General features: G+C 44.5%; 16 protein-coding genes and 1 pseudogene. 11 read left to right on the forward strand and 6 right to left on the reverse strand.

What is annotated here, in order from left to right; genetic code table 11:
• Positions 1 to 609 precede the first annotated feature (609 nt).
• From AKG09_RS08690 to AKG09_RS08705, 4 genes are all read left to right on the forward strand, one after another.
• Entirely contained in the window at positions 610 to 924 is a 315-nt protein-coding gene (locus tag AKG09_RS08690; RefSeq protein WP_054619061.1) for a hypothetical protein, read from the forward strand.
• Positions 925 to 927: 3 nt separating this feature from the next.
• Entirely contained in the window at positions 928 to 1,143 is a 216-nt protein-coding gene (gene ccoS / locus AKG09_RS08695) for a cbb3-type cytochrome oxidase assembly protein CcoS (protein ID WP_054619062.1), read from the forward strand.
• Entirely contained in the window at positions 1,124 to 2,431 is a 1,308-nt protein-coding gene (locus tag AKG09_RS08700) for an MFS transporter (RefSeq protein ID WP_054619063.1), read from the forward strand. Before ccoS ends, AKG09_RS08700 begins: the two co-directional genes overlap by 20 nt.
• Before the next feature lie 259 nt (positions 2,432 to 2,690).
• Positions 2,691 to 3,269 carry an opacity family porin gene (locus tag AKG09_RS08705; RefSeq protein ID WP_054619064.1) on the forward strand — a complete coding sequence of 193 codons (579 nt, stop codon included), beginning with the start codon at positions 2,691 to 2,693 and terminating at the stop codon, positions 3,267 to 3,269.
• 115 nt (positions 3,270 to 3,384) lie between these two features.
• On the opposite strand, the gene ribBA is transcribed toward AKG09_RS08705, so the two are convergent.
• The 5 genes and pseudogenes from ribBA to lon all read right to left on the reverse strand — a co-directional run bounded on the left by ribBA (position 3,385) and on the right by lon (position 9,158).
• A complete protein-coding gene (ribBA, locus tag AKG09_RS08710; RefSeq protein ID WP_054619065.1) occupies positions 3,385 to 4,740 on the reverse strand; it encodes a bifunctional 3,4-dihydroxy-2-butanone-4-phosphate synthase/GTP cyclohydrolase II in 1,356 nt (451 codons plus the stop codon).
• A 162-nt stretch (positions 4,741 to 4,902) separates the two neighbouring features.
• Entirely contained in the window at positions 4,903 to 5,781 is an 879-nt protein-coding gene (locus AKG09_RS08715) for a cupin-like domain-containing protein (RefSeq protein WP_054619066.1), read from the reverse strand.
• A gap of 161 nt (positions 5,782 to 5,942) precedes the next feature.
• A pseudogene (locus tag AKG09_RS12240) lies at positions 5,943 to 6,144 on the reverse strand (IS30 family transposase); the annotation flags it as partial.
• Between the two features lie 74 nt (positions 6,145 to 6,218).
• Complete coding sequence (locus AKG09_RS08720; RefSeq protein WP_009116825.1) at positions 6,219 to 6,488, reverse strand: HU family DNA-binding protein; 270 nt, start codon at positions 6,486 to 6,488, stop codon at positions 6,219 to 6,221.
• A 216-nt stretch (positions 6,489 to 6,704) separates the two neighbouring features.
• A complete protein-coding gene (gene lon, locus AKG09_RS08725; protein WP_054619067.1) occupies positions 6,705 to 9,158 on the reverse strand; it encodes an endopeptidase La in 2,454 nt (817 codons plus the stop codon).
• Positions 9,159 to 9,432: 274 nt separating this feature from the next.
• Between lon and AKG09_RS08730 the strand changes: the two genes are divergently transcribed.
• From AKG09_RS08730 to rplI, 7 genes are all read left to right on the forward strand, one after another.
• Complete coding sequence (locus tag AKG09_RS08730) at positions 9,433 to 9,702, forward strand: YbeD family protein (protein WP_054619068.1); 270 nt, start codon at positions 9,433 to 9,435, stop codon at positions 9,700 to 9,702.
• Positions 9,702 to 10,307, forward strand: a complete 606-nt coding sequence (lipB, locus tag AKG09_RS08735) for a lipoyl(octanoyl) transferase LipB (protein WP_054619069.1) — start codon at positions 9,702 to 9,704, stop codon at positions 10,305 to 10,307. Before AKG09_RS08730 ends, lipB begins: the two co-directional genes overlap by 1 nt.
• Before the next feature lie 108 nt (positions 10,308 to 10,415).
• A complete protein-coding gene (gene lipA / locus AKG09_RS08740; protein WP_054619070.1) occupies positions 10,416 to 11,390 on the forward strand; it encodes a lipoyl synthase in 975 nt (324 codons plus the stop codon).
• Positions 11,391 to 12,048: 658 nt separating this feature from the next.
• Entirely contained in the window at positions 12,049 to 12,435 is a 387-nt protein-coding gene (gene rpsF, locus AKG09_RS08745) for a 30S ribosomal protein S6 (protein ID WP_054619071.1), read from the forward strand.
• 1 nt (position 12,436) lies between these two features.
• The gene (priB, locus tag AKG09_RS08750) at positions 12,437 to 12,733 is read left to right on the forward strand and encodes a primosomal replication protein N (RefSeq protein WP_054619072.1); all 297 of its coding nucleotides are present in this window, start codon (positions 12,437 to 12,439) and stop codon (positions 12,731 to 12,733) included.
• A 6-nt stretch (positions 12,734 to 12,739) separates the two neighbouring features.
• Positions 12,740 to 12,970, forward strand: a complete 231-nt coding sequence (gene rpsR, locus AKG09_RS08755; RefSeq protein ID WP_009116841.1) for a 30S ribosomal protein S18 — start codon at positions 12,740 to 12,742, stop codon at positions 12,968 to 12,970.
• 17 nt (positions 12,971 to 12,987) lie between these two features.
• On the forward strand, positions 12,988 to 13,440 hold the full coding sequence (gene rplI, locus AKG09_RS08760) for a 50S ribosomal protein L9 (protein ID WP_054619073.1): 453 nt from the start codon (positions 12,988 to 12,990) through the stop codon (positions 13,438 to 13,440).
• Between the two features lie 391 nt (positions 13,441 to 13,831).
• Here the strand turns inward: rplI and AKG09_RS08765 are convergent, their stop codons facing one another.
• Positions 13,832 to 14,830, reverse strand: coding sequence for an HlyD family secretion protein (locus AKG09_RS08765; RefSeq protein ID WP_054619074.1), 999 nt, complete (start codon positions 14,828 to 14,830; stop codon positions 13,832 to 13,834).
• Positions 14,831 to 14,849: the final 19 nt, after the last annotated feature.

The following is a 14,849-nucleotide window of genomic DNA, read 5'->3' on the forward strand; positions in this document are numbered from 1 at the left end:
AGTAGATATGCAAAATTTTGAAGCTGCAGGATAAACAAGCTTTCAGACAGGCATTGTTGGGAATTATGCTTGTCTGAAAACAATTACTGGTGTTTCCATCGTTTTCCGAATTGCAGTAAAACAAGCTGGTTTGTTTTTTGCCGTTGTGGAAAAAGTCTTGCAGCAGATAGAGGCCGTTATCTCGAGGCAGTATGATTTGCGGAAATAGCCTTTGGGAGCGGGCTCTTTTGTTTCTTGTCAATCTTTGACGAAGTAGATTGTGCGTTGTGGTTCAAGGCCGGCGGCAGCTTTCTGAATGTCTCTCGTGTGTTTTAAAAACTCGGCTTCGCTAAAGGGAAGGTTATCGTAATCGGCGTATATTGTTTGAAGATTTCGGCTGGTTTTGGCAGACACTTGAGAGATGCGATGATAATTGAAGTAAGAAAAAACGTTTTAATTTTTTAATTTTAGCGTTCATACGCCGTAATATTCCTGTTTGTAAGATTTTTCAAACAGCTTAATAAAATAAAACATTGCTTACAAGCCAAATATAACCTGTGTCTTGCAGCTTGGCTTAAAGGGGTTTAAATTCTCATGTTTCATGATTTTTCAGACAGGCATTTTTAAGCCATGCATTATTTCAGTATTCATAACCAAGCAGGCGAGCATTTGGGCTTTTTTATCATGTTGCCGGATGATGAAAGTGCACATCCGCAAAGCGGGCGTTTTATTGTTAAGCTGCAAAGCGAAACGCAGCCGCAAGATCAGGCAGCTTTGAGTGTGTTGGCAGCGTTTGGCGATGTAACGCAGCCGTTTTGCTGGCGCGTGGAGAAAGACCAGATTAGTCTTTATAAAGAATTTGAGAAAGTCGGCAGCTTGCGTAATGAATTTTTAAGAATCGGCACACAATCGCTGATATTGGGCGATATGACAGGAATGATGTAAACCATGGAAAGCATTTATATTCTGATACCGCTGAGTATCATTCTGGCGTTTTTAATCGGCTATTTTTTCTGGTGGTCAGGTAAAAACGGCCAGTTTGATGATTTGGAAGGCCCGGCGCACCGGATTATTATGGACGATGACGAATATCACCCTGAAGAGAGCGAATCCAAGCCGGTTGATTCTGCGGCAGAAGACAAACATGATCAAAGACAATCTTAATTTTGCAAGCAGCCGTCGTTTCGCTCCGCTTTTCGGCACGCAGTTTCTTGGCGCATTTAACGATAATCTGTTTAAAACCGCGTTGTTTGTGTCCATCAGTTTTTATGGTTTGGGCAATAACGGTTGGCTTCCTCCCAGCCAAATGCTGAATTTAGGGGCATTACTGTTTATTTTGCCCTATTTTTTGTTTTCTTCGATTTCCGGTGAATTGAGCACCAAATTCGACAAAGCGAAACTTGCCAACATAATCAAAATATTAGAAATCTTGATTATGTTGGTAGCCGCCTACGGTTTTCTGATTCAGTCTGCGTCTATGCTTTTGGTATGTCTGTTTATGATGGGGGCGCAATCTACCTTGTTTGGGCCGTTGAAATACGCCATTTTGCCCGATTATCTGAATAATAAAGAGCTGATTATGGGCAACAGCCTGATTGAGTCCGGCACGTTTTTAGCGATTTTGTTTGGTCAGATTTTGGGTACGTTTGTTGCCGGTATGAGTCATTATGTGGTGGCAACATTAATTATTTTGATTGCATTTGTGGGGTTTGTAACCAGCGCATTTATGCCGCCCGTAGCCGCCAAACAGCCGGATGTGCGGATTGATCCGAATATTGCCCGCAGCACTTGGAGCTTGCTGAAAGCCACATTTGCCCAGCGTGAGCTTTATACTGCGATTATCGGTATTTCATGGTTCTGGTTAATTGGTGCGGTTTATACCACCCAGTTGCCGACTTTTACCAAAATCCATTTAGGCGGCAACGACAATGTATTCAACCTTATGCTTGCGCTGTTTTCCATCGGCATTGCAGTAGGATCGGTACTATGCGCCAAGCTCAGCCACGAGCGCCTCCGTTTAGGCTTGGTTGCTGTTGGAACTGTGGGCTTGACCTTATCCGGGGTGTTGCTGGTGTGGCTCACTTACGGCACACATCATGTTGAGCTGAACGGCGTGTGGTATTTCCTTTCACAGCCCCGCTCTTTGCCAATCATGGCCTGTATGGTTACCATCGGATTTTTCGGCGGCTTTTTCTCCGTGCCGCTTTATACTTGGCTGCAAACTGCCAGCAGCGACAGCTTTCGCGCACACGCTGTTGCCGCCAACAATATCGTGAACGGCTTGTTTATGGTTATTGCTGCTTTGGCTAGCGCCTTGCTTTTATTTTTGTTTGACAGCATTAACCTGCTTTATTTTTTAGCCGCATTGGGCAATCTCGGCATGCTTTATTATCTTTTGAAGCTGGAGCCGAAGATATGGGAAGATTTGAAGTCTTATTTGGGTATCAAGTGAACAATGCCTGTCTGAAAACGAGCAACGCGAATTTCTGCGAAGCTAAAATTTTCAGACAGGCATGTTTTTTGATATTTTATTTGAATTAACTTTATTAATCATTCAGTTATAATTTTATTTGGTTGGCATTGTAGTGGATTGTGTACAAAAATAATTTCATTTGCGATTATCTTCTATGCTTCAATTTACAAATGTCACAGACTTCACATAAACTTCCCTCGCTTTTGTAAAGTTGTTAACTATTTATTTGGGGAATATTATGAAAAAACTCACTTTAGTTGCTTTGCTTTCTGTAGCTCTATCTGCTCCGGCATTTGCAGAACGCGGCGTATATCTTCAAGTTGACGCCGGTCGTTCTTGGTTTAAAGCCAAAAATCACGAAGAATCTGTTTCGGTAAAAGGTTTCAGCCCGCGTTTAACTGTGGGATATGATTTTGGAAATAATGTGCGTGCAGGATTAGATTACACGCGTTATAAAACGGCCAGAATATCTTCGGTTGATGAAGAAGAGCAAATCGAATCAAAAGTTAAATTGGAAAGCGTAGGTTTTTCTGTCGCTTATGATTTCGATGTAAACGAAAAAATCAAACCTTATATTGGCGCGCGTGCTTCAATTAACAGAGCCAATACGAAAGAAACGATTAACGAAAACGGCTATGTTGAACATAATGCCAACACACAAGCAAAAACCGGACTGGGTATTATGACCGGTGTGGGTTTTCAAGTTTCTAACAATGTGACTTTGGATGCCGGTTATCGCTTCAACCGTTGGCAAAAGATAGAAACAGTGAAAGTACATACACATGAATTATCCGCTGGTGTACGCTTCAAATTTTAAGTCGGTGTGTTATTTCAATTGATAAAACATAACAATGCCTGTCTGAAAATTTTAGCTTCGCAGAAATTCGCGTTGCTTGTTTCAGACAGGCATTGTTTTTTTATATCGGATGATTTCAAGGTGCGGCTTCAAAGCCGGTTACTTCCAAGCCAAAGCCGGTTAGGCCGTTCATGGAAGAGGGTTTGCCCATCACGCGCATTTTTTTCACGTTTAACCCCACGAGAATTTGGGCGCCGATGCCGTAGGTTTTTCTATCCCATTTTTTGATTTGGAATGTGTTTTTCGGCAAGGTGCGGTCTAGCAGAGCGTCGCCGTCTTCTGTGCGGTGCAGCAGAATAATCACACCGCTGGCGGCGTTTTGGATATGTTCCAGCGCTTTAGGCAGCGGCCAGGAATGGTTGGGATCGGCTTGTAGAAAGTCCATCACGCTGAAGGGTTCGTGTACGCGCACAAGAGTTTCTGTTTCGGGCGATAGTTCTCCTTTAACCAAGGCCAGATGGGTTTCACCGGAGAGTTTGTCTACATAAACATGCTGTTGGAAAGTGCCCCAAAGGGTTTGTACGGTAGTATCGCCCATTTCTTCGAGCAGGCTTTCGGTGCGGCTGCGGTATTCGATTAAATCGGCGATGGTGCCGATTTTCAGGTTGTGTTCTTCGGCGAACTTCATTAATTCCGGCATACGCGCCATGGTGCCGTCGTCGTTGAGTATTTCGCAGATAACGCCGGCAGGAGAAAGTCCGCTCATTTCAGCGAGATCGACTGCTGCTTCGGTATGTCCGGCCCGCACCAATACGCCGCCTTTTTGTGAACGCAGCGGGAAGATGTGGCCGGGTTGCACGATGTCTTCGGGTTTTACGTTGGGTGATACGGCGGTTTGGATAGTAAGGGCGCGGTCTGCTGCGGAGATGCCGGTAGAAATGCCGTGAGCCGCTTCAATGGAAACAGTAAAGTTGGTGCCGTATTGGGCGCCGTTTTTTTGTGTCATTTGCGGCAGATTAAGGCGGTCGACCATAGCATCGTTCATAGGCAGGCAAACTAAGCCGCGCGCGTGTTTGATCATGAAGTTGATGGCTTGCGGGGTGACGAATTGGGCGGCCATAACAAGGTCGCCTTCGTTTTCGCGGTCTTCTGCATCAGTGATGATAACCATTTTGCCGGCTTTGATGTCGGCCAGAATTTCGGATATAGGTGAGATTTGCATAGTGTTGGCGTTTGTTTTCTGAGAGTTTGGAAGGTTTGGGCTTGCGGTTGATGTGGTTTTGGAGTAGTTGCCGTCGAGCCACATGGCGGGCATGCCTGCGGATTGTTCGATTTTGCGAGCCTTGCGTTCACCAAAAGGTTTGTTTTTTAAAAGGGCGGAAAGCTCCCCTTGATTGATACCGGTTTCTGCGGCAAAAAGTGATTGCCGCCCTTGGTGTAGGCGGTTTATCCATAGACGCAGGTTTTTACGGCGCTGGTCGGTAAGATTCATGTTATAAGGGCGTTGATGAGCTGAAAAAATGGATATTACGCTTGCTATTATTAAAAGTAAAGTTTTGTGTTATTGTATGGGTTTTACTTTAAAGTAAAATATAGGTTTGAAATGAATGCCTGTCTGACAATGTTTTCAGACAGGCATTTGTATTAGGAAATATTAACGGGGTAAGCCTTTGATCAGCGCTTTTTCTGCGCGTTTGACAGCTTGTTGTTCTTTCCAATCCATATAACGTTGGCGGTAGCGGGCTTTCATGAGATTGTCGAATTTACGCTGTACGGTAAGATTCCACAGGCTGTGGGCTTTGACAGCCCAACTTTCATCCCAAGCGCGCAGGGAGATGGAGAATGAGCCGTCAAGGTATTTCATCCAATGCCACCAACCGGTAGGCATAAATAGTGTGTCGCCATGTTCTAAGAAGCATTCCACGCCTTCTACGCCTTCTAGTGCGGGAAAGCGTTGTGTGTCGGGGTTTTCAACGCTGTAATCTTCCAAGGCGTAAGTGGCATAGGGTATGCGGTAGAGCCGCTCTTTCCATTTATAGTCGAACAAGATGATGTGTTTTCGTCCGAAATGGGTATGAAATATATGCGCCATGTCGATATCGTAATGCAGAAAAGTTTCGGAACCGATACCGCCGAAAAACATGGTGGGATATTTATCGAGAAAGCCGCCCATCAGATCTTTGGGGAAAACATAATCATTGAGCAGGGAAGGTGCGTGTTTGATGGGGTCGAACAAAAAAATCCGTAAATCGGTTGGTTCGCGTTTGATTAGGTCAATATAGTCGCCGAATTTCATTTCTGTGCTGGCTGCATTAATCGGGGCGGCAGGATCGGCTTTGCTGCTGTCGTAAAGTGGTACGGTAATGTCGCCGATGACTTCTTTCATATAATCCAGCGACCATTTGCCGTATGCCGGCCAGCTTTGGGTCAAGTTTTTGATGACCAGAGGGCGGCGCGGTTTGAGATAGTGTTGGCGGAAATCTTCGCGGCTGATGCTGTCAACCACATCAATAGGGGTAAGTTTGAAGCCCATATTTGTTATTACGGTAATTGAATATAGGATGATGATTTTAGTTAAATTTGTTTGTTAGGCAAACTGTTTTTAGATAAAGGGAGCGCTTTGCTTATAAAAGAAGCCTATCTGAAAATTTTCAGACAGGATTTTAAATTCGAATTTCAAGTGCTAATGGTTGAAACAGATTTAAAAATAAAACATTTAGGGTAGCATGCTTTGCCGTTACCCATGGTAATAATGTGCACTCTGGCTTTATGTGCTTTTAATACCTTGATGATGGAGCGGGCGGGTATCTTTGGCTTTGAGGCCCTTCAATTTGCAGATGAGGGTATATGGGGTAATCCGTTCGACTAAGGTCAATAATGCACTTTGTTGCCCTTCATCCGAATCTGCTGCTCTATATAAAAAATCAGGCGGGTATTTTACCCACCTGATTGATGTTCCTTTAACTGATATTACAGCGCATCTTTCAAAGCTTTGCCTGCACGGAATTTCGGGGTTTTTGCAGCAGCAATAGTCAGAGGCTCACCAGTTTTGGGGTTGCGGCCTTGACGTTCAGCGCGTTCGCCAACGTAGAAAGTACCAAAACCTACCAAAGTTACAGTATCGCCTTTTTTCAATGCATTGGTTACAGCATTCATCATACCGTCCAAAGCTTTAGTTGCGGCGGCTTTAGAAATATCAGCTTCTTGAGCAATTGCTTCGATCAATTCAGACTTGTTCACAGTTAAGTCCCTTTCTATCGTTGTAAATTTATGAAACCCTCAAGCGGTTGGTTATCTGCTGAGAATGTAGCGCGTTAATGAAAGATACGGTTTTCTTGCATTTGCGCCTTTATAGCAAGTATAAAAAGCAGGTGTCAAGCGAAAAGGTACGAATGGTAAGGCTTGTCGGCGGTTTTAACCGTTTACATCCGACCTTTACAACACATTTTACTTTTTTTAATGTTGCGTTGCTTTCGCGCTTGACTTAGTGCGCCGCCTTGTTTTAGGCAAAGAAGGTGCTTTAATCGGCTCAACGGGTGATGTCACGCCGCTTTCAGGCTGGCGTTCCAAGCCCAAAGCTAATACTTCGTCTATCCATTTTACCGGATGAATCTGCAAACCTTCTTTTACATTTTGCGGAATCTCTTCCAGATCTTTAACGTTTCCATGGGGAATCAAGACATGTTGGATACCGCCGCGCAAGGCTGCCAAAAGTTTTTCTTTTAAGCCGCCGATCGGTAACACTTCACCGCGCAAAGTAATTTCACCGGTCATGGCAACGTCGGCGCGCACAGGAATGCCGGTAAAAGCCGAAACCATGGCCAAAGTCATGGCAATACCTGCACTCGGCCCGTCTTTCGGTGTGGCACCTTCGGGGACGTGGACATGCACATCGTTTTTTTCGTAGAAATCCGATGCGATTCCCAAAGCTTCTGCACGTGAGCGCACGACCGTCCACGCAGCAGAAATCGATTCTTGCATCACATCGCCAAGCTTGCCGGTGCGTACAATATTTCCTTTGCCTTTCATTACAGCGGCTTCGATGGTAAGCAATTCGCCGCCCACTTCAGTCCAAGCCAAGCCGGTAACTTGACCAATGCGGTTTTCACTCTCTGCTACCCCATAGTCAAATCGGCGCACGCCTAGATAATCATGTAAGTTTTTGTCGCTGACAACGATGGTTTTAGGCTTGGTTTTCCGGGTTTTGGTTTTCTGGGCATCTTCTTTCAACTGCACACTCATAACCACTTTGCGGCAGATTTTGGCAATCTCACGGTCAAGAGAACGCACACCTGCTTCACGTGTATAGTAGCGGACAATATCTCGCACAGCGCTGTCTTGAATTTCCATCTCGCCTTCTTTAACGCCGTTACGTTTCATCTGCTTGGGAATCAGATATTGCATGGCAATATTGATTTTTTCATCTTCGGTATAGCCGGAGAGGCGGATGATTTCCATACGGTCGAGTAGGGCAGGCGGAATGTTCAGGCTGTTGGAAGTGGCAATGAACATCACATCGCTTAAGTCGAAATCTACTTCAACAAAGTGGTCGGCAAATGAGTTGTTTTGTTCCGGATCCAGCACTTCCAGCAATGCGCTCGCCGGATCACCACGAAAATCATTGCCGAGCTTGTCGATTTCGTCTAATAGGAAGAGCGGGTTTTTTACCCCTGCTTTAATCATGTTTTGAATGATTTTGCCGGGCATCGAGCCGATATAGGTGCGGCGGTGACCACGGATTTCGCTTTCATCGCGCACTCCGCCCAAAGCCATACGCACATATTTACGGCCGGTAGCTTTAGCAATCGACTCGCCAAGTGAGGTTTTGCCGACCCCGGGCGGGCCGACCAAGCATAAAATCGGGCCTTTGAGCTTGTCGGTACGTTTTTGTACAGCTAAATACTCAAGGATGCGCTCTTTCACCTTTTCCAAGCCGTAATGGTCTTCGTTTAAAACTAAATCAGCCTTGGCAATATCTTTGATAACACGGGTCTTTTTCTTCCACGGCAGTTCGAGCAAGGTATCAATATAGTTGCGCACCACAGTAGATTCGGCCGACATCGGCGGCATCATTTTGAGCTTTTTAAGTTCAGACAGGCATTTGTCTTCTGCTTCTTTGCTCATGCCGGCAGCTTTGATTTTGTTTTCCAAAGCTTCCAGTTCGCCACGCTCATCTTCTTCACCCAATTCTTTTTGGATCGCTTTAACTTGCTCGTTGAGATAATACTCGCGCTGTGACTTTTCCATTTGGCGCTTTACACGGCCGCGGATGCGTTTTTCAACTTGCAAGATATCGAGTTCGGCTTCCAGCTGGCCAAGCAGAAACTCCATGCGCTCGATAATATCTGCTTTTTCCAGAATCATCTGACGGAATTCCAACTTCAATTGAAGGTGGGCGGCAATGGTGTCTACCAGGCGACCGTTGTCTTCAATGCTGTGGATAGTGCTTACGATTTCAGCCGGAATTTTTTTATTGGATTTTGTGAATTGATCAAATTGCGACAAAATGGCACGGCGCAATGCTTCTGCATCGGCATTTTTGCTTTCTTTTTCTTCAATATTTTCGGTTTGCGCTGAGAAATAGTTTTCTCCGGTTTGTACGGAAACTGCGCGCGCACGGCGAATGCCTTCAACCAAAACTTTAACGGTTCCGTCTGGTAATTTTAATACTTGTAATACGTTGGCTAATGTACCGACTTGGTATAGATTATCAACCGATGGATCTTCATCGTTTGGATCACGTTGCGCCAGCAGAAATACGGGAGAATCGTTTTCCATTGCAGCTTCCAGTGCGGCGATGGATTTTTGTCTGCCTACAAACAGTGGAAGTACCATGTGTGGATAAATCACTACGTCACGCAGTGGTAGGAGGGGCAGGGTGCCGTAATCCTCGAGTTGTTTGTTTGCCATAATTGAATTCTGCTTTCTTTAAAAACTTACTTGATGAGCGTGAAATTGGGCCGGTAAATTTGTTTTTCAAGAGATTTTGAATAGATTGTTTTAAGAGGGATTGTGAAAGGGGTGCGTGGATTGAAAATAGCTTTTGCGTTAAAATGCGAGATTCGATTTTCAGACAGGCATTCAGTATAGCTTAAAAAACTAAGGGCGGTATTTTTTATTTGAATTACACCGTCATTATCCTTATATATATGCCTGTCTGAAAAGTAAGTTTAGGAATGTAACAATGTCTGAAGAAAAAAAAACGCTGATCGAGTTCCCTTGTAAGTTTCCTTTGAAAATTATGGGTGCTAAACATCCGGAATTTCCTGCCGAGGTAATCAAAGCGGTAAAAGTGCATGCGCCGGATGCGAGCGAAGAACATTTACAACACCGTGAAAGCTCGAGCGGTAACTATACCGGGTTAACGTTGCCGGTAAATGTGGAAAACCAAGAGCAGCTCGATAATATCTATCGCGCGCTCACTTCCCATCCTATGGTAAAAGTGGTTTTATAATGAAAATCGTGCACTTGGGGTTGGTAGATTATCTGCCGACTTTTGAGGCAATGAAAAAATTTAATGATTCGCGCACCGAAAGCACGGAAGATGAGCTTTGGGTGGTGGAGCATCCGCCTGTATTCACGCAAGGTTTGGCAGGAAAGGCCGAGCATCTGTTGGTTCAAGATGATATTCCTGTGGTGCAAATCGATAGGGGCGGACAGATTACTTATCATGGGCCCGGGCAGTTGGTGGTTTATACCATGATTGATTTCAAACGCCGTAAAACAAGAGTTCGCCATATCGTTACGGCCTTGGAAAACAGCATTATTGATACGCTGGCAGCCTATGGAATTAAAGCCTCAGCAGATCCTAAAAGACCGGGGGTGTATGTCGAAGGAAAAAAAATTGCCTCTTTGGGCTTGAGAATTAAAAACGGCTCGGTTTATCACGGATTGGCGCTCAATATAAATATGGATTTAAATCCGTTTACCCACATCAACCCTTGCGGCTATTCGGGCTTGGAAATGGCGCAAATGGCCGATTTCCTTAAGCCTTGCCCTTCTGTTGCTGAAGTTGCAGCAAGGTTGACCTCTAATTTGCAAGAAAAATTAGTAATTTAGATAGTATCATGCTTCCCTTTGAATTTTAATAGCATTATAGTGCACCAAAATATAGCTAATAGATTAATTTAAAGCTACCTCATAGAGAATCGCGAAAGAATAATTGAAATGAATAATGAAATGCCCGCCAAACTTGATAATGCCCAAGGCGTAAAACACAAAGGTGCAGCCAAAACCGCACGCATTCCGATTAAAGTAGTGCCTTTGGAAGAAAAACTCAAAAAGCCGGAGTGGATTCGGGCCAAATTGCCCAATAATAAAAAATTCTTCGAAATCAAGAATATTCTTCGTGATCAAAAAATGCATACAGTATGCGAAGAAGCAAGTTGCCCGAATATCGGCGAATGCTTTAGTAAAGGTACAGCCACTTTTATGATTATGGGCGATATTTGTACTCGGCGCTGCCCTTTTTGTGATGTAGGCCACGGTAGGCCGAATCCCCTGGATGCAGATGAACCCAAAAACTTGGCCGAGTCGGTTGCGGCAATGAATTTGCGCTATGTTGTGATCACTTCCGTGGATAGAGACGATTTGCGCGATGGTGGCGCACAGCATTTCGCAGACTGTATTCAAGCCATACGTGAACGGAGTCCGAATACTAAAATTGAAATTCTGGTGCCGGATTTCCGCGGCCGTTTAGATATAGCGCTGCAAATTCTCGCACAAACACCGCCTGATGTGATGAATCACAATCTGGAAACCCATCCCCGTTTGTATAAACAGGCACGCCCGGGGTCAGATTATAAGCATTCGCTTGAATTGCTTCGCCGCTATAAGGAAATGATGCCTCATATTCCCACTAAGTCGGGTATTATGGTCGGATTGGGGGAAACTGATGAAGAAGTACGTGAAATCATGCGGGATATGCGGGCGCACAATATTGAAATGATTACGGTAGGCCAATACCTGCAACCGAGTGACGGTCATTTGCCGGTGCTGCGTTATGTAACGCCCCAACAATTTAAAGAGTTTGAAAAAGAAGCTTATGAGATGGGCTTCACCAATGCTGCGATTGGCGCAATGGTAAGGTCAAGTTACCATGCTGACGAACAAGCCGAACACGCTTGGAAAAATGAAGTGTGAATTCTAACAATAAATGATACTGAACATCGCTCTTTGGTGCTATACATCGCTAAATGGTGCTAACATGGAATAACAAGATGCCGGTGATCCAGATTAAAGAATTTCCCAACGACGGAAGAGTTTGGAGAATTGATTGGTTCGGAGCAGTACGAAAAAACGATAACGTACCTACGGAACCGACCATCGACGTTTATCTCAGACCTGTATCAGTAACAGACAAAACTCCAACAGGCTAAGGAAATCCCGTTCCAAAGAAGATTCATAAGCTGCGCAGCCTACAGACGTAGAATGGGCGGCCATTCCAGTGATATTACGGTAATTTATAGGAATTTTTCTGACAGGCATGATAATTCAGTCTCAAATATCGTTGTAATTTTGACTTAAGGATAAATTTTTAACCCGTTTAGCACTAAATAATAATGTAGAAAATAAAGTTTTAGGTCGTTTGGGCACCATTTAATGATGGAATTTACATGAAGCGTAAAAGCGGCCTGTGTAAATAAATAATGCCTGTCTGAAAAATTCAGATAGGCATTATTTATTATTAAACCACGCTATTACTTGTGTAAAGAATATAAAGTATGTATAATACACAGGTTTTTAACCTTGCCTTTTGCTTTCGCATGGTAAAAGGCTGTTTAAACCGTAAGGAGATAACATGCGTCATTATGAGATCGTGTTTATCGTTCATCCTGATCAAAGCGAGCAAGTTCCCGCTATGGTTGAACGCTACAAAGCACTTGTTACCGAAAACAACGGTACTATCCACCGCTTGGAAGATTGGGGTCGTCGTCAACTGGCTTACCCGATCAACAAAATCCACAAAGCACATTATGTTTTGATGAACATCGAAACCACTCCTGAAGTGGTAGATGAATTGGAAACTGCTTTCCGTTTCAACGATGCAGTATTGCGTCATCTGACCATCAAAACCAAAGCTGCAGTTACCGAAGCTTCCCCAATGATGAAAGACGAAAAATCAAAAAGTCTGCTGAGCGAGGGAGCTGCCCCTGCACCTGTTAAAGAAGAAGCTGCCGAAGCCTAATTTGGATAATCTATTCCAAATTACTGCCGAACTAACTCAAATCGAAGTGCTTCGTTATACGCCTGCAGGAATTCCTGTATTGGATGTCATGCTAAAACATGAGTCTTGGCAAGTAGAAAACGGACAAAAATGTTTGGTTAAGTTTGAACTGCCAGCAAAGATTGTGGGTGAGCAGGCTAAGCAATGGCAGTATCGTGAAAATACAATGGTTAAAGCGAGCGGCTTTTTAGCGCAGCGCAGCCAACACATATTTAAGCCGATACTGCGGATTCAAAATATTCAAGAATATAAAGGTTAAACGACAATGGCTCGTCAATCATTTAAACGTAGAAAATTCTGCCGTTTCACGGCTGAAAAAATCCAAGAAGTGGATTACAAACAAGTTGATTTGCTGAAAGATTTCATTTCTGAAAACGGTAAAATCATTCCCGCGCGCATCACCGGCACTAAAGCCCGTTACCAACGCCAATTGACTACTGCGATCAAACGTGCACGTTTCTTGGCATTGTTGCCTTACACTGATCAACACAAATAATTTGGGAGAATCAGATTATGCAAATTATCCTGTTAGAAAAAATCGGTGGTTTGGGCAATTTGGGTGATGTGGTAACTGTTAAAAACGGTTATGCCCGTAACTTTTTGATTCCTCAAGCCAAAGCGAAACGTGCTACTGCTGAAAACTTGAAAGAGTTTGAAGAGCGTCGCGCTGAGTTGGAAGCCAAACAAGCTGCAATCTTGGCCGATGCAAAAGAGCGTCAGTCTAAATTGGATGGACAAACCATTACTGTTGCCCAAAAAGCCGGTGTTGATGGTCGTTTGTTTGGTTCTGTTACTAACTCTGACATTGCAGAAGCTATTAAAGCTACTGGTGTTGAAGTAGTTAAATCGAACGTACGCTTGCCTGACGGCCCATTTAAAGCGATAGGTGAATACGAAGTAGAAGTTGCTTTGCATTCCGATGCTGTTGCTAAGATTACAGTGGCTGTTGTAGCTGCCGCTCAATAAGAAATTGAATAATTAGTTTTATCAGTAGAAACCCTTTAAAGTCGGATAAGACTTTGAAGGGTTTTTTGTTAAAAAATGAGCAATATATCATAGCTATAGTAAAACAAACTTATCTTTAATCATGGTTTCGTCATACTCAGGCGTAACACGAGTATGACAATGAATGATAGAAATAATAGAAATGCCTGTCTGAAAAAGTTGTTTTTCAGACAGGCATTATGTTGTGTCGATTTTATGTAAGAATTCCATAATTTCATAATTACGGAAGAACCGAAAGATAGTAACTGGACAGGTCGGGCTTTAGGCCAGTATTTTTAGAGTGTTTAGATTGAGAATGCAGGCTTAATCTTAGCCTACTCTGTTACTGTCATATTTCTACTATATGTAAAGCTTATTTCTGCTCCACGGGTACCAACACGCTCATGCCCGGGCGGATATTGTCTAGCGGTTGCACGGGGCGGGCTTTAATTTCAAAAGTGCGCATATCAAAGCCGTCGTTGTTGCGGGTAGCGCGCCAGGTGGCGTAGTCGGCGAGGACTTTGCTGGCAAACACTTTAAAGCGTACGGGTTGTTCACCTAGAGCGGGAATCGTGCCTTCGAATTCTTTATTCAAGCCGAAAGCTTCTAAATAATCTTCACGCACGTTCAATACTACCCACTGGTCTCTTAAATCCACCAGCGTAACCAAAGGCACGCCTTGCGGTACAACGGAGCCTTCTTCCACCATTACGTCGGCCACTTGGCCTTTAATCGGGCTTTTCAGGTTGGCTTCGGCTTGTGCGACTTCGGCTTCTTCCACTTTGGCGGCCACTTGTTTAGCTTGAGCTTCGGCTGCTTCTTTGTCTTCAGTGCGTGCGCCGGTTTTTGCCATGTCGTATTGCGCTTTGGCGGCGGCGGCCTGCTCGCGGCTGGCGATGTAGTTGGTGTAGGCTTCGTCACGTTTCTGGCGGGACATCAGGCCTTCGTTGGCTAAGTTTTGCACGCGACGGTAAGAGGTTTCGGCGAGTTCAGCGGCGGCTTGTGCACGTTTCCATGTGGCGCGTGCCATTTCGATTTCCTGCGGGCGGGCGCCGTGTTCGGCTTTGCGTGCCACTGCATCTGCGGCATCTTGTGCGGCTTTGGCTTGTTTGATTTTGGCGGTAATCTCGGGGCTGTCCATTTCAATCAGTTGTGTGCCGGCTTCGATGTTTTCGCCTTCTTTCACTAATATTTTGCTGATGCGGCCGGGTACTTTGGCGGCAATATCGGTTTCTTGTGCATCCATCTGGCCTTGCAATACCACGGGGTCGGGCTTGGCAGCCAGCCACACGCCATAGGCAATCACGCACACTAAAATCAGCAATACGATAATCAGGGCGGTGGAGCGGGTTTTGTTTTCACTTTTTGTCATGATTTATCTTTCTTTTTTC

The sequence above is a fragment of the Neisseria sp. 83E34 genome (assembly GCF_001308015.1).
GTDB lineage: Bacteria > Pseudomonadota > Gammaproteobacteria > Burkholderiales > Neisseriaceae > Neisseria.